The organism is Streptomyces sp. JLBJ103, assembly GCF_058215575.1.
In genome coordinates this window covers 7,470,297-7,491,196 of record NZ_CM177089.1, presented here as the reverse complement: position 1 = coordinate 7,491,196, position 20,900 = coordinate 7,470,297, and the positions used below count along the sequence as shown (strand labels likewise).

Here is a 20,900-nt window from a genome sequence, read left to right as displayed (position 1 = left end):
CCGGGCGTCGGAAGGTCGGCGGATCCCGGGGAGCACCCCGTGTGCCGATCGTCGGGGCACGCCACAATCAGTCCGTGGGAACAGACATCGAGGGCTTCGTGGAGTGCCGTACCTGGGGGCCCGGCCTCGACATCGGAGAAACGGCCTGGCACTCCGCCATCGAGCTGTCGATGCTCGGCATGACCCGGGACTACGCCGCCTTCGCCTGCCTCTTCGGGGTCCGGGGCCTCAGTGGCCACTGGCGGCCGGTCGCGGCCGACCGTGGCATCCCGGCCGACGCCTCGACGGTGACCCGGGCCGGGTACGCGGCATCGCGGAAGGCGGCGTTCGGTGCCACCTGGATCGGCTGGGACGACGTCCTCGCCGTCGACTGGGACGAACCAGCGATCCCTCGGGCGACCGATATCGCCCGTTACCGGCGGCATCCGGACGGCACCCTGGAGCTGATGCACCGAGGGGACTGGAGCCGTGGCTTCGCCAGGGCCAGTGGCATCGACACCCTGTCCGTCGCCCCCGACCGGGTCGGAGAACTGTGGGACGAGGGCACCGAATGGGACGTCGGGACCACCGTCTTCCGCGTCGAACGCGCCCGACGCCGTGACGCGGTCTCCGCCGACGGCCCGTGGGAACCGGTGTGGACGGTGATGCGGACGCTAGCCGGCGTCCATGGTGACTCCCAGGTCCGCCTGGTGGTCTGGTTCGACGAATGAGCCCCTCGGCCCGCAGCCTACGCGAACGCCTTGCGGGTGTCCTCACCGTGGGTCCACCAGACGCCGAGCCGCTGGCGGGTCAGGAGCCAGCCGTCCCGGCCCCGGCTGAACTCCCATTCGTAGGGGCCTCCCATGGAGTAGGGAGAGGCGGTCCTCCCGGGCTCGGTGACGGCGACGAACCACATGTATCCGATGCCGGTGGCCCGGTCCTCGCTCTCGTCCTCGATGGCGATATGCATGTTCAGGATGTGGTGCTGCATGCTCGGATAGGCCGACTCCGCCCTCTCCACCGTCGCCCGGATCGCCTCCTTCCCGCGGATCGTCTCCCACGGGCCGAATTCGAGCGTCGCATCGTCGGCCCAGCACGCGATCCAGGTCTCCCAGTCCTTGAGATCCAGCGCCCGCCACCCGCGGATCATCAAGGTGCGCAGCGCTTCCTTGTCCTCCAGAACACGAACTCTCCGCATCAGGCTGTCGTAGTCGGCGGCAGAGGATGGCATATCGGTTCCCTTCCTTCCGGGCTGACGGGCGTTCACCGCCCCGCTCCGGAGTCTGACCGGCGGCGGAAACACGGGCCAGGACGCGCCATCCCTGGGAGTTGCGCACCCAGGCGCACCCAGGCGGACCGCCCTGTAACTACGACTTCAGAATCACATGCGGGCCGGTCTGTACCCCCACGGTTGGACACCATTCCACCCCCGTTGGGGGTTACCTCCCAACCGCCCTGTGCGAAAGGGTGGATGCGTCCGACACACACTGCCCAGAAGGACACCGCAGGTGCGAAACAGACCCCTCACACATGTCCTGGCGGCGAGTACCCTCGCCGCCCTGGTGCCGGCTCTCGCGCCGGGCACCGCCTCCGCCGCAGAAAACCCCCTGGAGCAGTACGTCAAGCAGCGGCCGGCGTGGCACCGCTGCACCAGCGACGCTCCGGCCTCCTTCCAGTGCGCCACCATCAAGGTCCCGCTGGACTACAGCCGTCCCGACGGCAAGAAGGTCAGCCTCGCGATATCGCGCATGAAGACCAGCACCGCGGCGGAGCGCCGTGGTGTGCTGCTGCTCAACCCCGGTGGCCCGGGCGGCTCGGGCATATACATGCCGTTCACGTCGTCCGGTGAGCTGCCCTCGTCCGTGAAGAAGAAGTACGACCTCGTCGGCTTCGACCCCCGGGGTGTCGGCCTGAGCTCCCCCGTCACCTGTGGTCTGACCGCCGCGGAGGAGAACTGGCAACGCCCGTACCGGGCGAATAAGTTGGCCAAGGATGTGAAGTGGGCCCGTACTGTCGCCAAGAAGTGCGACACCAAACAGGGCGACAGGCTGAGCCACATCAACACCCGCAACACGGCGCGTGACATGGACGTGATCCGGGCCGTGCTGGGCGAGAAGAAAATCTCCTACTTGGGGTACTCGTACGGCACCTACCTCGGGGCCGTGTATACGCAGATGTTCCCCCAGAACGCCGACCGATTCGTTCTGGACAGCGCCGTGGACCCGGCGCGAATATGGCGCGGCATGATCCAGGTCTGGGCCGAGGGCGCCGAACCCGCCTTCAAGCGGTGGAGCGAGTGGACCGCCCAGCGGCACAGCACGTACAAGCTGGGCAAGACTCCCGAGGCCGTTCGCAAGACGTTCTGGGACCTTGTCGCCCAGGCCGACCGCAAGCCGATCGAGCTCGACGGCCAGAAGCTGACCGGCGATGACATCCGCGCCGGCAGCCGCGCCGCGTTCTTCACCGTGCGCGAGGGCGCGGAGGGCATCGCCAAGCTGAAGAAGGCGGCCGACGGGGCCCCGGCCCGCACCGGTGAGCCCAAGGCGCCCAGCCGTCCCACCCAGCCGGCCTTCGGCCGGGAAGCGCCCGCTGACAACGGCACCGCCGCCTTCTGGACCGTCGTGTGCGCCGACACCCGTGAGTGGCCGCGCGACCCCGAGCAGTACCGCAGCGACGCGGTGCGGGACAAGGCGAAGTATCCGCTGTACGGCGACTTCGGCTCCACCATCAAGCCGTGTGCTTTCTGGAAGAAGGAAGGCAGCGAGCCGGCCACCGCGTTCAACACCAAGGTCGACGCGCTCGTTCTCCAGAACGAGTGGGACTCGCAGACGCCTCTCACCAGCGGTCGCGGTATGCACCGGGCCCTGAAGGGCTCGCGGATGGTCACCGTTGCCGGAGGTGAGGGCCACGGCATCTACGGCTCCAAGTCCTGCGCGGACAAGACGGCCACCAGCTATCTGACCACCGGCCATCTCCCGGCGGAGGACCTGACCTGCCGAACGCCCGCCTCCCAGCGCGAGCGCGGCGCCAAGAAGCTGCCCCTTCCGACACCTCCGGGACTCCCGGGGATGACGGCCGGCTTCTGATCCGTTTCCGCATGAGGTGAGTTGACGTGGGGCTCCGGCAGACCGGAGCCCCACGTCGCGTTCCGTCCACGTCGCGGAAGCCACCCCTGGCACACCGACGCGACAGACGCTACGATCACCGCGATGATGACTCCTTCTCTCAACAGAATGGGGGTCCCGTCCGCGCAAGGTGAGTGCTGATGCTCACTCGGACCGCGAACGGGGATTCCCGACTTTCCTTCTGGCTGCGCGTGCGTCAGTACGCCGTGCCGCCGTCCATGATCGAGACTGCGACCGCTCGCCGTTCTGCCGGGGACTGGGCAGGGGCATGCGCCACCGCGGGCTTTGATATCGATCTCAACCTACGTTCCCTGGCACGCACCCATGGCCGGGAACTGGCGGCCCGCCTCCGGGCAGATCTCCGCCATCTGGCTCCTGACCTGTTGCGCTGGCATATGCCGAGGATTGCTCCCGACGGGTTGCTGCGCCCAGGAGTGACCATCACTCTGGCGCGGTACGACACTTCGGGGCGCACCGGCGAACACCCCGTACACCTCGTGGCCCGGACTGCTCCGGCCTGGGCGGATGCCGGTCAGCGCATCAGCCTCGCGGTGTGGGACGGCTCCCACCCCGAGGCCGGTGCCTGCCGTCATCCCCACCCGCGCCCCAACCGGCGGTTCCGCCTCGATCTGCACCGCCACCTGTGGGACGCCCGCAGAACCGATGAGCTGCGGATCCGGTCCGGGGCCGAACGGCCGCCCGCCGACGGCCGTCCTGTGGTGGACCCCGAGGCACTGGAGATGGTGCCGTGGGGACACCGCTGTGCCGTTGACCGGTGGGTGGCCGAGGCGGGGATTCTGCTCCACGCCGAGGACCGCCCCACCCGTGCCGTCACCGTGCGGCTTGGGGCCCGGCACCGGCTGGTCCTGAACCTCGTGCCACACCGCGACGGCGTCGGGCCGCCCGCCCTGCGAATCGCCACGGAAGTCACGGAAGCCACGGCCTCCGTGCTACCCGTCCTGCCCGATGCGGCCACCTGGGTCCTTCCCGACCTGGAACTCCTCCGCACCGGCTCGATCGAGATCGACCAACTGCACCCGCTGGTCGCCTCGGCACTGGTGCCGGATCGTGTCCCGACCGCTCCGTCCCGCATCCCGGACCGGGCAGGACCACCACACCTGGTGGAGTGCCGAGGAGCACAGCACCGGATCGGCCTGGTCGAGGGGGTGTTGGTGGCACTGGACCACGACTCGGCCGAGATCCGCCGGGAAGAACTGCTGGCCGCGCTGAGCGGTACTCCGCTTCCGTGTCTGCGGGCCATCGACGAGGCGCACCGTCGTCCGGACTGCCTCCCCGGCATCCGTGAACGCCTGAACCACGGCGACACCGCCGGTGCGCTGGCCATCGTCGAGGGCCTGTTGGGCCCCAACGCGGTGCTGCGCGACGGCGCTTTGCGGGACGAGCTGGAGACGGCCGCGCGGCGGCGGATCACCTACGGCCTGTTCCGGGCGGGCCTGGCCGGAACGGGCCGGGTACGGCCGAGTCCGCCACGTCGGCGTGACCGCCGTTCGCACCCGCGCAACGCGACCCTCGGCTGACCCGGGGCCCGCTCCCGCCACTCATTCGGATCACTTGGATCACTACGAGCCTTGAGGTGATGACACATGCCCATGAAGACCCCGTTCGCCACGACCGACCATCTCACCGACCCCGTCTCCGCCGCCCAACTCGACGTCGCCGGGGAGCTGCTGGGCCTGCTGCGCGACTCGGCCACCGAACCGCGCGCCGACACACAGCTGGAGGCCCTGACGCTCGCCGTGGCCGCCGATCTGCCCGTGCTGCTGTGGGGTGAGCCGGGGATCGGCAAGACCGCGGCCCTGACACAGCTCGCCGCGGCCCTGGACCTTCCGCTGACCACCGTGATCGCCAGCGTGCACGAGCCGTCCGACTTCTCGGGGCTGCCCATCATCGGCGACGATCCCGCGGCACACGGTGTCCCGATGGCCCCGCCGGACTGGGCGGTGCGACTGGTAAGGGCCGGACGGGGACTGCTGTTCCTCGACGAGCTGTCGACGGCGCCGCCCGCCGTGCAAGCCGCCCTGCTCCGTCTCGTATTGGAGCGGCGGATCGGCACCCTGCGACTGCCGCCCGGCGTCCGGATCGTGGCGGCCGCCAATCCCCGGTCCTCGGCGGCCGAGGGCTGGGAGTTGAGCCCGCCCCTGGCCAACCGGTTCGTTCATCTTCAGTGGACCCACGACCACGACGTCGTGGTACGCGGCCTGGGCGGGACATGGCCCCGGGCAACGCTGCCCCGGCTCGACCGGGAGAAGCTGCCGGAGGCCGTGGCCTTCGCCCGCCGCGCGGTGTGCGGGCTCCTCACCGCGCGCCCTGGGCTGGTCCACCGGCTGCCCAGCAGTGAGAGCCGCCGGGGCGGCCCCTGGCCGTCCCCTCGGAGCTGGGAGATGACCCTGTGCCTGATCGCCTTCGCGACCGCGGCCGGATCCTCCCGGGACGTACTGTCGCTTCTGGTGCGGGGCACGGTGGGGGACGGTCCGGGGCTGGAACTGCTGGCTTCTCTGGACCGGATGGACCTGCCGGATCCCGAAGTACTGCTCGCCGACCCTGCCGGTGGTGTCCTGCCCGAGCGGGGGGATCTGCGCCAGGCCGTGCTGGACGCAGTGGTGGACGCGGTCCGCAAGCGCCCGGAGAAGTCCCGCTGGGACGCCGCGTGGACGCTGCTGGTCCGGGCGGTGGAGACCGGAGCTCCGGACCTGGTGGTCGTCCCCGCCACCACGCTCGCCACACTGCGCAGGGAGGCGTGGGAGGTGCCCGCGTCGATCGAACGGCTCGCCGGGGCGGTGACGGTGTCCCGGCGTGCGGACCACGTGGCGACCCGGGCCGCCGTCACCGCGCGGGGCGGCCGATGACCACGGACACACCGGGGACGCTGGACCGCGACAAGCTCTTCGCCGCCCGGCTGCACGCGGCGCGGGTGCGGCCCTACTTGGCGACGGCGCTGTTCGCCCTGCACACCGTGGAATCGCGTCAGGTGCCCACGATGGCCGTCGACCGGCACTGGCGGTGTTACGTCTCTCCGGCGTTCGTGGACCGGACGCCGGTGGAGGAGCTGGCCGGGGTATGGGTGCACGAGGTGTCGCATCTGCTGCGTGACCACCACGGACGCGGTGACCGGGTCGCGCGCGAGCGCGGGCTGACCGGTCCGGCGGAACGGCTGCGGATGAACATCGCCGCGGACTGCGAGATCAACGACGATGTGTACGGCGACGGGTTGGTGCGGCCCGAAGCCGCGGTCGATCCAGGGGCGTTGGCGCTGAGCGACGGGGAGCTGATGGAGGACTACCTGCGTCAGTTCCGGCTCGGACCGCGTACGCAGAACCTGGCCTGGCTCGACTGCGGCAGTGGCGCCGATGGGCTGGAACGGGACTGGGACCTGGGACCGGACGGCGCACACGGCCTCAGCGAGCAGGAACGGGACGCGGTGCGGTTCCGGGTGGCACAGGGCATCACCGGACGTCCGGGAAACGCCCCGAGGGGGTGGCGGCGCTGGGCGGAGGAGGTGTTCCACCCACCACAGCCGTGGCGGGAGCTTCTGGGAGCGGCGGTCCGCTCGGCGACCTCCGGCCCCGGCGCGGGCGAGGACTACCACTACGGCCGACCGTCGCGACGCTCGGCCGGGGTGCCCGGCGCTGTGCTGCCGAGCCTTCGGCGAAGGCCGCCCCGGGTCTCCGTGGTCATCGACACATCCGGGTCGGTCAGTGACACCGAACTGGGCAGTGCCCTGCTGGAGGTTGCCGCGATCTCCCGGGCCGTGGGCGGCCGTCGCGACCTGGTCACCGTGGTGCCGTGCGACACGGCGGCCCGGGTTGTGCACCCGCTGTGCCGTGCCGAGGGCATTCCGCTGATGGGTGGTGGCGGGACGGATCTGCGCACGGGCTTCGCCAAGGCGCTCCGGAGCCGGCCCCGACCGGATGCCATCGTGGCCCTGACCGACGGACAGACGCCCTGGCCCACCAGTCGGCCACCGTGCCGGACGGTGGTGGGTCTGTTCCCTCGACAGCACTCCACGCGGTCGTGGAGCGAGGACAATCCCGACTACGTGCCGGACTCACCCCCCGAGTGGGCCCGGGTGGTGGTCATCGGATCGGATTCCGGCGCCCGGTGAGGACCGGGTGCACCGGTCACCCGGTGGTGGCCAGTCGCTCACGCCACCAGTCCACCGTCGCCTTGACCTGCTCATCGACGGGGGTGGCCCGGACCGTGAACTCGGCTTCGTAGGCGCTGGAATCAACGGTGAACGGGCGGTCGAACTGATACCGGATCTCCTTCAGCTCACGGATCAGCGGGGAGAAGACGCCTATGACACCGAGGACGGCGGGCGACAGCCTGCGCACCGCGACCGGCCCCGTTCCCGCGTGAGCGGCAAGGCGGTCGGCCATCCCCCGGATGGACAGCGCGGGCTCCGTGGGGACGTGCCAGGCGCGTCCCCAGGCCCGTTCCTCGTCTGCGACCTCGACCAGGGCCTTGGCCACATCGGGGAGATAGGTCCAGCTGTGCGGGGCGTCCGGATCCCCGAGCACGGAGACCGGCTTGCCGCGCAGCAGCCGTGGCATGACCCGCGCGGCCAGATGCCCGCCGTCGGTCACACCGGGACCGAAGAAGTCCGAGGCCCGCACCTCGACCGCCTTGATACGACCCCGCTCATGCAGCGTTCGCGCCTCCTCCCACGCGGCGGCGCGTACCCGCCCCTTGGGGCCGGTCGCCGCGAGTGGCAGCTCCTCGGTCATGGGACGGTCCACCGGACCGTAGCCGTAGAGGTTGCCCAATGTGACCAGGACGGCCCCGGTCGCCTCGGCCGCCGCGCAGGTCGACGAGGCCAGCGGCGGCCATTCACTCGCCCAGCGATGGTAGGGCGGCGCGGCACAGTTGTAGATCGCGGCCGCCCCTTCTGTGACCGCGATCAGCCGCTCGCTGTCCCTGGCATCCATCGCGACATGGGCGATGCCGGGCTCCGGGTCGCGGCCCGACTTGGTGATGACCCGTACCGAATGGCCCTGTTCGACCAGGAGTTGAGCAGTGGCCGTGCCAGCGGGCCCGGATCCGATAACGACATAAAAGCTCACAGGCGCACACTAGCGCGAGGGGCATGACGCTGTGCCGGTCCCCGGCTGGTCCGCCGGGGGAAGGGCGGCACGGACGGGCCGCGACGGACAGCGACCGGGCTCACAACATGGCAGGTGGGGCCGGTACCGGCCCCCGGTCCGGGGTGCGGGGCGTCCACTCCGGACCGGCCGGGCGGGATCGGGCGGATAGCGCGACAACGGCGCCTCCGGCGACCGAACACTCATGAATCACACATGATTCGTCCCTGCCTCTTCCCGGTTGAACACGAAAGTGACATCCTCGCCGCCCGGATCGGTGCTCCGTCGAAACGTGCTCGAATTGTCCCTTTTCCCAGCGTTATCGACCTCTCGGGAGAAGACATGGCGTCCGCTGTTCACGTGGGGGATCTTGTCATCGGTGTCACCCCCTTCGGGGAACCGGACGCCAGACTCGCGGCGGCGATCAGTCGCGCCGGTGGGCTCGGTGTGCTCGATCTGGGTGCCGGTGGCCGTCAGGCGCGGGACGCGCTGGAACGCACCCGGCTATGGGTGGGCGACGGCCGCTTCGGGGTCCGGGTGGCGGCGGGCTGCCGACTGGCACCCACCGATCTGACCGCACCGCCTGCCGGTGCGTCTCCCAGGGCGGCCGATGCGAACACGCGGCCCGTGGACCCGGATCCACGGGCCGCCGGTGCGAACGGGCCGCATACGGTGGTGCTCTGCCAGGACGCTCCGTGGGCGGTCCAGGACATCACGCGTCACCACCGGGTGCTCGTCGAGGTCACCTCCCCGGACGAGGCTCTCGACGCCGTCGCGGCCGGGGCCCACGGCCTGATCGCGCGGGGCTGCGAGAGCGGCGGCCGAGTGGGCGAGCTGAGCACCTTCGTACTGCTCCAACGACTCCTCGCCGACCCGGAGATGACCGTACCGGTGTGGGCGTGCGGTGGCATCGGCCCGCATACGGCGGCGGCCGCCGTCGTGGCGGGAGCCGCCGGTGTCGTGCTGGACAGCCAGCTGTCGCTGCTCGCCGAATGCGGGCTTCCCGAGGAGCGCGTGGCCGCGATCCGCTCCATGGACGGTTCGGAGACCGTCGTGACCGACGGCCACCGCGTTCTGCGGCGGAGAGTGTCCGCGCCCGGGGTACGCCCCCTCCCCGTCGGCCAGGACGGCTTCCTCGCGGCACGGTTCGCCGAGCGCTGGCGGGATGCCGCGCGGACGGTCCGGGCCATCACCGACGCCATCCGCCACGCGGGAGCGGTGGCGGACGGGCGGGAGGAGGGAGACGGGGGAGGTCACGGTGGTTCCGCCCCACAGGCGTCGCAAGACGCGGCATTACGGCCCGATGCAGCATTACGGCCTGATGAGGCGTTACGGCCTGATGAAGCGTTACGGCCTGATGAAGCGTTACGGCCTGATGGGGCGTTACGGCCCGGCCGGGCGTCAGGGCCCAGCGCGGTGCTGCGGCCCGGTTCGCCGATGACCCGTACGACCGGGACCCGGCTGCCGCTCGCCCAGGGCCCGATGACCCGGGTCAGCGACCAGGCGGGGTTCGCGTCCGCCGTGGCCGACGGCGGTGCGCTGCCGTTCATCGCGCTCGCCCTGGCCGGACACGACCAGGCGCGCCTGCTGCTGGAGGAGGCCGAGGCCGCCATGGCGGGGCGGCCCTGGGGCGTGGGTGTGCTCGGCTTCGCACCCGAGGAGATCAGGAACGCCCAACTGGAGGCCGTACGCGAGGTCCGGCCCAGCCACGCCGTCATCGCCGGTGGACGGCCGTCCCAGGCCGTGGCGCTGGAACGGGAGGGCATCACCACCTTTCTGCATGTGCCCTCGCCGGGGCTGCTCGGCCAGTTCCTGCGGGCCGGGGCCCGCCGGTTCGTCTTCGAGGGTTCGGAGTGCGGCGGGCATGTCGGCCCGAGGAACAGCTTCCCGCTGTGGGAGGCGCAGTTGGGGGTGATCGAGGACTTCCTCGACAGTGCGGACGGAGCGGACGGAGCGGCGGGCGCGCACGCAGCGAACGGCGCGGACGGCGCGGACCGCGTGGACGACACGGGCCAAGGGCATCGCATCGAGGTGTTCTTCGCCGGTGGCATCCACGACGAGCGGTCGGCCGCCATGGTGGCCGCGCTCGCCGCCCCGCTCACCCGGCGCGGTGGCGCCGTGGGCCTGCTGATGGGCACCGCCTACCTGTTCACCGAGGAGGCCGTGGCACAGGGCGCCGTGCAGCCGCTGTTCCAGCGCCAGGTGGTCGCCGCCCGGCGCACCGCGCTGCTGGAGACCGCACCCGGACATGCCACCCGGTGTGTGATCAGCCCGTACGCCGACAGCTTTCACACCGTCCGGGAAGGGCTGCGAAAGCGCGGCACACCGGATCGGCGGATGTGGGAGGAGTTGGAGCGCCTCAACGTCGGCCGGCTGCGGATCGCCAGCAAGGGTGTCGAACGCGGCCCCGATGGAGGGCTGGTGGCGGTCGGCGAGGACCGTCAGCTCGCCGAGGGGATGTTCATGGCCGGGGACGTGGCCGTGCTGCGCTGGGCCACCACCACCGTCGACGCGCTGCACCACTCCGTCACCTCCGGGGCGGCGAACTTCCTCGACCGGAGTACGGCCGAGCTGCGCGAGCGGCTGGGTACCGGTGCGGAGCGGCGGGGTGGGGAACCGCAGGCGCCACCGCCGCTGGACATCGCCGTGATCGGCATGGCCTGTATGTTTCCGCAGGCCCCCGACCTCGCCACGTTCTGGGCCCAGGTGGTGGGTGGCGTGGATGCCGTGACGGAGGTGCCCGCCGAGCGGTGGGACCCGGCCGTCCACTACAGGGCGGACGGGGACGGAAGCACCGGCGCCACCAACTCCCGCTGGGGCGGCTTTCTGCCCCGGATCCCCTTCGACCCGTTGCGCTACGGCATCCCTCCGGCCTCGCTGGGCAGTATCGAACCGGTCCAGCTGCTCGCGCTGGAGGCCGCGCGCCAGGCCCTGGAGGACGCCGGATACGGTGCTGGAGAGGGCGGCCGTGCCCTTGACCGTGCTCGCACCTCCGTGGTGTTCGGGGCCGAGTCGGGCAGCGATCTGTCCCACGCGCAGACGCTGCGGGCCGTTCTCCCCTCGTACTTCGGCGAGGTGCCGCGCGGTGTGGCGGAGCAGCTGCCCGCGCTCACCGAGGACGGTTTCCCGGGCATGCTCGCCAATGTGATCGCCGGGCGGATCGCCAACCGGTTGGACCTGGGCGGGGCCAACTACACCGTGGACGCGGCGTGCGCGTCGTCACTGGCCGCCGTGGACGTGGCGTGCAAGGAGCTGGTCGGCGGCACCAGTGACACGGTTCTGTGCGGCGGCGCCGATCTGCACAACAGCATCACCGACTACATGTTGTTCTCGTCGGTCCACGCGCTCTCCCCGACCGGCCGGTCACGTACCTTCGACAGCTCCGCCGACGGCATCGTCCTGGGCGAGGGCGTGGCATGCCTGGTGCTCAAGCGGCTGGCCGACGCCGAACGCGACGGCGACCGCGTCTACGGGGTGATCAAGGGGGTGGGCAGCTCCAGCGACGGCCGTTCGCTGGGACTGACCGCGCCACGTCCCGAGGGGCAGCGGGCTGCGCTGGAGCGTGCGTACCGCAACGCCCGTGTCTCACCCGCGGACGTCGGTCTGATCGAGGCCCACGGCACGGGAACGGTCGTCGGGGACCGCACCGAACTCAGCGTCCTCACCGGGGTGTTCGGCGCCTCCGGAGCCCGTCCGGGCAGCTGTGCGCTCGGCTCGGTGAAGTCCCAGATCGGGCACACCAAATGCGCCGCGGGCCTGGCGGGTCTGATCAAGACCGTGCTGGGACTGCACACCGGCGTCAAGCCACCGACCCTGCATCTGAAGCGGCCGAACTCCGCCTGGGACGGGGACAGCAGTCCCTTCTCCTTTCCCGCCGAGGCCCGGCCGTGGGGGGCGCCCGCCGCCGAACGGGTCGCGGGGGTCAGCGGATTCGGTTTCGGCGGCACCAACTTCCATGTGGTCGTGGCGGCCCATGACGGCGGCGCTCCCCCGCCGCACGGTCTCCGCACCTGGCCCGCGGAGCTGTTCACCTTCCGTGGCGCCGACCGCGCGGCGGCGCTCCGCGCCGTGGAGGACCTCCTGAGGCTGGCAACCGCGGACGGTACCGGCACCCGGCCGTGGCGGCTGCGCGATCTGGCGCTGGCCGCGTCCCGGCGGTCGGACGCCGACCCCACGCCGGTGCGGGTGGCGGTGGTGGCCGAGGACGTGGCGGGGTTGACGGCACGGTTGCGCCGGGTGCTGGCGGGCGAGCACGACCCGGCGGCCGGGATCCATCGCGCCGGAGCACCGGAGGCAGGCCACATCGGGGACGGTGATGGCGCAGGCGACAGCGACAGCACCGGGGACAGCGACAGCACCGGCAAAGTGGCCTTCCTCTTTCCCGGCCAGGGCAGTCAGCGGCCAGGGATGTTCGGCGGCCACTTCATCGCCTTCCCCGAGCTCCAGCGCCATCTGGAACTCGGCAGTGCCCACGCCGATGTGCTCTATCCGGCCGCCGCGTTCGACACGGCGGGGAGGGCGGCACAGCGGGCCGCGCTGACCGACACCCGGGTGGCACAGCCCGCCCTCGGTATAACCGGGCTGGCCGCGTACGACCTGCTCACCTCCGCCGGTGTGGTGCCCGACATGGCGGGCGGGCACAGCTACGGGGAGCTGGTGGCGCTCTGCGCTGCGGGAGCCCTCACCCCACATGCTCTGCTGGAGCTGAGTACGGAGCGCGCGGCGGCCATCGTGGCGGCCGCGGGGGACACTCCCGGGGCCATGGCCGCGGTGACGGCACCGGCCGAGGACGTTCTACGGGTACTGCGGGACGCCGGGCTCCAGGAGCGGGTGGTCCTCGCCAACCACAACGCCCCGCGCCAGGCCGTGATCTCAGGGCCGGAGGAGGCGGTGGCCGAGGCGGTACGGATGCTGCGGGACACCGGACACTCGGCGAAAGCCCTCCCGGTGGCCTGCGCCTTCCACAGCCCCCTGGTCGCGGGCGCCTCGGCACGCTTCACCGAGGCACTGGCCCGGCAGGCGGTGGAGCCACCGGAGTTCCCGGTGTGGGCGAATCGCACCGCCACCCCGCACCGCCCGGCCCCCGACGCGATCCGGGCGGAACTCGCCGCCCAGATCGGCGCACCGGTGCGTTTCATGGAGCAGATCGAGGCCATGTACGCGGCGGGCGCCCGGGTGTTCGTCGAGGCGGGCCCTGGCACGGTGCTCACCAAGCTCGTCGGCGCGGTCCTGGGCGACCGCCCGCACCGCGCCGTCGCCTGCGACGGTGCGCGGGACGGTACGGGCGGGCTGCGTGGCTTCCTCGACGCGCTCGCCCAACTTGCGGTGGCCGGGCTGCCGGTGCGAACCGGCTGGATGTTCCGGGGCCGGGACGCCGTGGACGCCGGACGCGGTGATCCGCCGCGCCGGGCGGGCTGGACGGTCGACGGGCAGCTGGTCCGCACCGTCGCCGGTGAACTTCTCCCCGGTGCGCTCGCACCGGCCCGACGTGTTGTGGAGGCAACGGTGAGCCAGGCGGAACACACGGAGGGCGCGCGGGGCGACCGGGACGCCCTGGTCTCCGAATTCCTGAAGGCGAGCCGGGAGATGGTCGCGGCGCAGCGCGATGTGCTGCTGACGTACCTCGGTGCCACGCCGGACGCCCGGCCGAGCGCACCGGAGAGCGTTCCCGTGCCGATCTCGGCGCCGGTGGCCGCACCGGCTGCCGTGGGCTCGCCCGTCCCCGTGGAAACGCCACCGCCCGCCGACGAAGCCACCGAAGCGCCCACCCGGGAACACACCGTGGAGGAGGTGCTCCGTGCCGTCTCGGACATCATCGGTGAGCGCACCGGCTACCCCCTCGACATGATCGAGCCGGATCTCGATCTGGAGGCCGATCTCAGCATCGACTCCATCAAGCGGGCCGAGATCGCGGGAGAGCTGGCCCGCCGTCTGGGCATGGCCGGTACGGACGCCCTCGGTGACGAGGAGTTGGAGGAGCTGGCCAAGGCCCGTACGGCGATGGCCGTCGCCACCTGGCTGACCGCCCGGCTCTCGCCCACCGCCGCCGAACCCACCGAGGTCCCCGCCGAACCCACCGAGGTCCCCGCCCCACCCACCGAGGCCCACGCCGCGGCCAAGGCAGCGGAGTCCTCGGACACCATCACGGGAACGGCCCCCCGCCGGTTCCTCTTGCGCCCGGTGCCGCTCACCGCTCCCGACACCGCCGCCACCGCGCCCGCGCTGCTGTCCGGCACCCGCTTCGTCCTGCTCGGCGCCGACGACGACGTGGCCCAGGCGCTCACCGCGCGGCTGACCGGGTACGGCGCCGAGGCCGTGGTGTTCGACGCGGAACACCTGCTGGACGAAGGCGACGGCCGGGTGGACGGGGTCATCCTGCTCGACCCGCTCACCGGCTCCGGCGCGCCCGTACTGCCCGGCGCGTTTCCCGTCGTCCAGGCGGCCCTGCGCCGCGGTCCGCGATGGCTGCTGGCCACCCGCCGCGCCGATCCGCTCGACCTCCGTCCGGCCGGGCTGCGCGGGCTGTTCCGCACGGTGGCCAAGGAATTCCCCGGGATCGCGGCGGCGGTTGTCGAGTTCCCCACGGACTTCCCCGCAGATTTCCCCGCGGACTTCCTCACGGACGGGACGGCCACCGCGGCCGCCGTCGCCGACGCGCTGCTCGACGAGGTGGCCGCCGAGGACCGGGCACCGGTCGTGCTGCGCACCGCCACTGGGCGGCAGGGCCTCCAGGCGGTGGAGAGCGCGCCGGGGACGCTCGCCACATCGGGCGCGGGCCCCGCCGGCGATGGCGCGGCGGAGGCCGCGGCCCTGGGGCTCGACCAGGACGCGGTGGTGGTCCTGGTCGGCGGTGGCCGGGGCATCACCGCACGCTTCGCCGCCACGCTCGCGGCCGCCTCCCGCTGCCGGATCGAACTGCTGGGCCGTACCCCCGAACCCGTTGGTCCCGAGGATCCGGCCACCGCCGGTGCCCGGGACGAGCCCGCGCTGCGCGCCGCGCTCGCCGCCCGGGGCGGGGGCCGGACACCGGCGGAGATCCAGCGGGAGGCCACCCGGATCCTGGGCGCACGCGAAGTGGCGGCCACGGCAGAGGAGTTACGGAGCCTCGGCAGCCGGGTGCGGTACCGGTCGGTGGACGTGCGCGACGCGGGGGCGGTCCTCCAGGCCGTCAAGGAGATCCACGCGGACCACGGACGGCTGGACGGCGTGGTGTACGCGGCCGGTGTGATCGACGACCATCTGATCGAGGAGAAGACCGCCGAGTCCTTCCAGCGGGTGTTCGGCACCAAGACGGACGGCGCGAGCACACTGCTGGACGCGCTGGACAAGGTCTCGGCCGAGCCCTCGTTCGCCGTGCTCTTCGGCAGTGTCTCCGCGGTGTCCGGCAACCGCGGACAGGTCGACTACGCGGCGGCCAACGATGCGTTGGAGGCCATCGGGACCCGGTGGGCGGCCCGCACCGGACGCCGGGCGCTCACCGTGCACTGGGGCCCGTGGGCGCCCACGGGCGCACACCACGGGATGGTGACCCCGGAGCTGGCGCGCGCGTACGCCCGGCGTGGCATCGCGCTGATCGACCCCGAGGAGGGCGCGTTGGCCCTGCTGCGCGAGCTGGCCTGGGGCGACAGGTCCGTCCGTGCCGTCGTCTGCACCGCCTCGCGCTGGTGACCGGGGCCGCGGGCGGTACGGCGGACGGGGCTGCCGGGGACGGCCGTGTCCCGCCGGTGGCGATCGTCGGGATGTCCGTGCTGTTCCCCGGCGCCCCGGGGCTCGCCGCCTACTGGCGGAACCTGCTGGATGGCGTGGACGCCATCACCGATGTCCCGGACGGGCGGTGGGACGCGTCGTTCTACGACCCCGGGAGCGCGGGGGGCGGTACGGCGGGACCGGACCGGGTGTACTGCCGACGGGGCGGGTTCGTCGACGAGTTCGCCGAGGTGGAGGCCGTACGGTTCGGGATCACTCCGTCCTCGGTGTCCGGTACCGAGCCCGATCAGCTGATCGCGCTGAAGGTGGCCGCGGAGGCCCTGGACGACGCGGGCGGCCCGGACCGGCTGCCCGCTCCGGAGCGGGTGGGCGTGGTCCTCGGACGCGGTGGCTACCTCACCCCGGGGCTCGCCCGGCTGGACCAACGGGTGCGTACCGCACATCAGTTGACGCATACGCTCGCGGAACTGCTGCCCGGACTCCGGGACGACGTACTGGACCGGGTCCGGGCGGCGTTCGTTGAGCGGCTGGGGCCCGATCGCCCCGAGGCGGCCATCGGGCTGGTGCCCAACCTGGCCGCCTCCCGGGTGGCGAACCGGCTCGATCTGCGCGGCCCCGTGTACACGGTGGACGCCGCGTGTGCTTCCTCGCTCGTCGCCGTCGACCAGGCCGTGGCCGAACTGGCCTCCGGCCGGTGCGACGTGATGCTCGCGGGCGGTGTGCACCACTGCCACGACATCACGTTGTGGAGTGTGTTCACGCAGCTGCGCGCGCTGTCGCCGAGTCAGCGCAGCCGCCCGTTCCACCGGGCGGCCGACGGAGTGCTGATCGGCGAGGGCACCGGTGTTGTGGTGCTCAAACGGCTGGCCGACGCCGTGCGGGACGGGGACCGTGTCTACGCGGTCGTACGGGGCACCGGGGTGGCGGGCGACGGCCGCGCCGCGGGTCTGGCCACCCCCGACAGCGACGGCCAGACCCGGGCCGTGCGGCAGGCGTGGCGGGCGGCCGGTCTGGACCCGCGGGAGCCCGGGGCGATCGGGCTGCTGGAGGCACACGGCACCGGCACACCGGCCGGGGACAGGGCCGAACTCACCACTGTGGCCGAGGTGTTCGGACCTCCTCGAGACACCACCGAGGGGGCGGTCATCGGCTCGGTGAAGTCCATGATCGGTCACACCATGCCCGCGGCGGGTGCGGCCGGACTGGTCAAGGCCGCGCTGGCCCTCCACTACGGACACCTGCTGCCGACGCTGCACTGTGACGACCCTCATCCCGCGCTGGCGGCCACCCGCTTCCGCACCCTTGACAAGGCCGAGCCCTGGGAGACCGGCCCCGGTGCACGGGTGCGCCGGGCCGCGGTGAACGCCTTCGGATTCGGCGGGATCAACGCGCATGTGGTGCTGGAGGAGGCGCCCCCGCCAGCGCGCTCCGGCCCCTCCCCCACTCCGCTCCCTGCCCCTGCCACTGCCACTGCCGCTGCCTCTGTTGGCACCGTGACCGAGCCCGAGCCCGTGCTCGCCCTCGCCGCCGCCACCCCGGAGGCCCTGGGCGAGCTGCTCGCGGCGGACGACGCCACCCTGCGTGCCGTGGGATCGACCGACCACCGCACACCGGGCCGCGTCCGGCTCGGCATCGTCGCGCCGACCGCCAAACGGCTGGCCCTGGCCCGGCGGGTGGTGACCGGCGGCCGGGCGTGGCGTGGTCGCGGCGACCTCTGGTTCACCCCTGTCCCGCTGCTCGGCGAGGGCGGAGAGCGACACCCCGACGGCGGGGCGGGCCGTCTGGCGTTCGTCTTCCCCGGCCTGGAGGCGGAGTTCGCGCCCCAAGTAAACAACGTCGCCGCGTACTTCGGGCTTCCCGACGCGGCCGCCCCCGCCTCCGCCGAAGCGGCGCGGGTCGGTGATGTAGGTCGCCATGGGGTCGGTGTCTTCGCGGTGGGGCGGCTCCTCGACCGCGCGTTGCGGCGGATGGGCCTGGTGCCGGACGCGCTCGCGGGCCACAGCATCGGCGAGTGGACGGCCATGGCGGCGGGCGGGCTCTGCTCCGGGGAGGCTGTCGACGCCTTCCTCGACTCATTCGACCCCGATGCGCTCCGGGTGCCCGGCCTGGCCTTCGCCGCCCTGGGCGCCTCCGCCGAGCGGGTGGTGGCCGCCCTCGCGGAGCGGCCGTACGCGCGGACGGTGCTCTCCCATGACAACGCCCCGCATCAGTCGATGGTGTGCGGACCACGCGCCGCCGTCGAGGAGTTCGTCACCGCGATGCGCGCCGAGGGGGTCGTCGCGCAGCTGCTTCCGTTCCAGTCCGGCTTCCACACCCCGATGCTGGCGCCCTATCTGGAGCCCATCAAGCAGAGCGTGGGACGGTTCGAGCTGCTGGCCCCGGCCACTCCGGTGTGGTCGGCGACGACGGCCGCACCCTATCCGCACAGTGAGGCGGCGGTGCGTGAACTGTTCGTGCGCCATCTGCTGGAGCCGGTACGTTTCCGCGCGTTGACCGAGGCACTCCACACATCGGGGGTGCGGGCTTTTGTCCAGGTGGGCACCGGGCAGTTGGCCTCGCTCATCGGCGACACGCTCCAGGGCAGGGACCACCTGGTGGTGGCGGCGGGTTCGGCCCGCCGTGACGGTGTCGCCCAGCTCCGCCGGGTGGCCACCGCGCTGTGGACCGAAGGCGCCCGCGTCGACCCCGCGTTGCCCAGACCTGCCACGGTCGGCCACGGAAAGCTCCGGGCCACCGCGTCGCTGCCACCGGCGCGGCTCGACCTCGGCGGCTCCCTGGTCTCGCTCGGCCGACGGGACGCCGACGCGCTGCGGGCGGAGCTCGCTGCCGGCCGGCCGTCCCCCGCGGCGGCCAACGGCCGGACGACGCCGGACGGCCTCGGGACCCTCGCCGGACATCACCCCATGGCCGCCGAACTCGACGCGCTGCTGCGCGAGACGGCGGACACGGCGGCGGAGGTCATCGCCGCGGCCGCCGCCCGTCCCGCCCCAGCAGGCCATCCTCCGGTCACACCCGCCACGGCAGGCCATCCTTCGGCCGCACCCGCCACGCCACGGAGCACGGAGCGCGTCGTGGAACCACGCGCGGAGCGGCACACGACGCACACCGTACTGCGCATCTCCACCCGCACCATGCCCTATCTGCTCGATCACTGCTTCTTTCCGCAACGCCCCGGCTGGCCCGATGAGACGGACCGCAGACCGGTGGTCCCGGCCACGACGATCCTCCAACACCTCATGGACGCGGCGGAACGGGCCGCCCCCGGGCAGCGGGCGGTCGCCGTGCACGGAGCGCGGTTCGACCAGTGGGTGGCGGCCGCGCCACCGGTCGAGGTGCCCATCACCGTGACGCCCTCCCCCGGCCGTCCGGACGGGTTCGAGGTCGCGTTCGGGGACGGTGCGCGCGGGGTGGTGGAGACGGCCTCCGGCCATCCGGCCGACCGCCCCGCCCCGTGGCGTACGGATCCCGCCGACGAACGCGCCCCCGATCACACCGCGGCCGAGCTGTACCGCGAGCGGTGGATGTTCCACGGCCCCGCGTTCCAGGGCCTCACCCGGCTCACCGCCATCGGCGCGTCCCATCTGCGCGGCACGATCACGGCACCCTCCGCGCCCGGCGCGCTGCTGGACAACGTGGGCCAGCTCCTGGGCTACTGGATCATGGCCACCCGCACCGAGCGCACCGTGGTCTTCCCCGTCGCGCTGCGCCGGCTGCGCCTCTTCGGGCCGCCACCGGCACCGGGGACCGCACTGGAGTGTGTGGTGCGGATCGTGTCGCTGAGCGACACCACGCTCGAGGCCGATATGCAGCTCCACGTCGGTGGCGTGGTGTGGGCGGAGCTGGACGGCTGGCAGGACCGCCGCTTCGACAACCACCCCCGTACGGTGGCGGCTCAGCGCTTCCCGCAGCGCAACACACTGTCGAGCACCCGCCCCGGCGGCTGGGTGCTGGTCCATGAACGCTGGCCCGATCTGGCGTCCCGTGACCTGATCATGCGCAACCACCTGGGCGCGGCCGAGCGCGCCGAGTACGAGCGCCACGCGCCGCGCGGCCGCAGACAGTGGCTGCTCGGCCGGATCGCGGCCAAGGACGCGGTGCGGCAGTGGCTCTGGGAGCACGGGGAGGGTCCGGTCTTCCCGGCCGAGATCAGGATCCAGGAGGACGAGCGGGGGCGCCCGTGTGCCACCGGGGTGCACGGGCGGGTGGTGCCGGAGCTGGAGGTGTCCCTGGCGCACCGAGCCGAGGCCGGGGTGGCCCTGGTGCGCCCCCGCCCCCCAGGCGGCCGAGGGCTGCTGGGCATCGGCATCGAGGCGGTCGGGGACACCGACGGAGGGGCCCCGGTGGCGGACCGGGAACGGGAGGCGCTGGCCGCGGTGTGCGACGCGACCGGTGTGTCCGAGGCCCGGTGGGCGGCGGCTTTCCGCGCCGCCCACCGGGCCGTGACCGCGGCGGAGGCCGCACCGGCACCCGGCCGGGCCCCGGAGACGGCCGTGGTCGCGGCCGGGCCCGGGTGGCTGCTGGCCGAGGTGTCCGCGGATTCCGGTCCGCCGCGCCGCTACCGGATGCGGTGCGCGGAGACGGCCAACCCACCCGGGTTGCCGGTCAGGGACTACGCCGTGGCCTGGACGACCGGCACGGTGGACAACAACGAGGAGAACGCACTGTGACCATCGGTGAGCAGACGGCCCCACCCGTGGCGGACGAGCGGTCCGTCCTCGCGGACATCGCGGGGATGCTCCGGACCATGCTCGACGAATACGGCGTCGACGACATCGAGATCACCATGCAGACCCGCTTCACCGAGGACCTGGAGCTGGAGAGCATCGACCTGGTGGCCCTGGCGGGCAGCCTGGAGGCGCGGTACGGACAACACGTCAACTTCGCCGAGTTCGTGGCCGACCTGGAGCTCGACGAGATCATCGACCTCACGGTGGGACGCCTGGTCGGCCATGTGGTGCGGAAGTTACGGGCCGCCGAAGGGGGCAGCTGA

General features: G+C 72.6%; 10 protein-coding genes. 8 read left to right on the top strand and 2 right to left on the bottom strand.

Features of this window, described 5'->3' with window-relative positions:
- Window positions 1-74: 74 nt before the first annotated feature.
- A complete protein-coding gene (locus tag AC4BEG_RS32360) occupies window positions 75-710 on the top strand; it encodes a hypothetical protein (RefSeq protein WP_490703216.1) in 636 nt (211 codons plus the stop codon).
- Between the two features lie 17 nt (window positions 711-727).
- On the opposite strand, the gene AC4BEG_RS32355 is transcribed toward AC4BEG_RS32360, so the two are convergent.
- Window positions 728-1,210 (bottom strand): nuclear transport factor 2 family protein, encoded by a 483-nt coding sequence (locus AC4BEG_RS32355; RefSeq protein ID WP_490703215.1) that lies wholly within the window; start codon window positions 1,208-1,210, stop codon window positions 728-730.
- Between the two features lie 277 nt (window positions 1,211-1,487).
- Between AC4BEG_RS32355 and AC4BEG_RS32350 the strand changes: the two genes are divergently transcribed.
- From AC4BEG_RS32350 to AC4BEG_RS32335, 4 genes are all read left to right on the top strand, one after another.
- Window positions 1,488-3,065, top strand: coding sequence for an alpha/beta hydrolase (locus AC4BEG_RS32350; RefSeq protein ID WP_490703214.1), 1,578 nt, complete (start codon window positions 1,488-1,490; stop codon window positions 3,063-3,065).
- Between the two features lie 179 nt (window positions 3,066-3,244).
- Window positions 3,245-4,642 (top strand): hypothetical protein, encoded by a 1,398-nt coding sequence (locus AC4BEG_RS32345; protein ID WP_490703213.1) that lies wholly within the window; start codon window positions 3,245-3,247, stop codon window positions 4,640-4,642.
- A 66-nt stretch (window positions 4,643-4,708) separates the two neighbouring features.
- Window positions 4,709-5,971 carry an AAA family ATPase gene (locus AC4BEG_RS32340; RefSeq protein ID WP_490703212.1) on the top strand — a complete coding sequence of 421 codons (1,263 nt, stop codon included), beginning with the start codon at window positions 4,709-4,711 and terminating at the stop codon, window positions 5,969-5,971.
- Window positions 5,968-7,227: a vWA domain-containing protein gene (locus AC4BEG_RS32335; protein WP_490703211.1), complete on the top strand. Its 1,260-nt coding sequence runs from the start codon at window positions 5,968-5,970 to the stop codon at window positions 7,225-7,227. The genes AC4BEG_RS32340 and AC4BEG_RS32335 overlap by 4 nt, the downstream gene beginning before the upstream one ends.
- 16 nt (window positions 7,228-7,243) lie before the next feature.
- Here AC4BEG_RS32335 and AC4BEG_RS32330 read toward each other — a convergent pair whose 3' ends face one another.
- A complete protein-coding gene (locus AC4BEG_RS32330) occupies window positions 7,244-8,185 on the bottom strand; it encodes an NAD-dependent epimerase/dehydratase family protein (RefSeq protein ID WP_490703210.1) in 942 nt (313 codons plus the stop codon).
- Window positions 8,186-8,545: 360 nt separating this feature from the next.
- On the opposite strand from AC4BEG_RS32330, the gene AC4BEG_RS32325 reads away from it, so the two are divergent.
- The 3 genes from AC4BEG_RS32325 to AC4BEG_RS32315 all read left to right on the top strand — a co-directional run bounded on the left by AC4BEG_RS32325 (window position 8,546) and on the right by AC4BEG_RS32315 (window position 20,900).
- On the top strand, window positions 8,546-15,871 hold the full coding sequence (locus AC4BEG_RS32325; protein ID WP_490703209.1) for an SDR family oxidoreductase: 7,326 nt from the start codon (window positions 8,546-8,548) through the stop codon (window positions 15,869-15,871).
- Between the two features lie 71 nt (window positions 15,872-15,942).
- Window positions 15,943-20,577, top strand: coding sequence for a beta-ketoacyl synthase N-terminal-like domain-containing protein (locus AC4BEG_RS32320; RefSeq protein ID WP_490707275.1), 4,635 nt, complete (start codon window positions 15,943-15,945; stop codon window positions 20,575-20,577).
- On the top strand, window positions 20,574-20,900 hold the full coding sequence (locus AC4BEG_RS32315) for an acyl carrier protein (protein ID WP_490703208.1): 327 nt from the start codon (window positions 20,574-20,576) through the stop codon (window positions 20,898-20,900). The genes AC4BEG_RS32320 and AC4BEG_RS32315 overlap by 4 nt, the downstream gene beginning before the upstream one ends.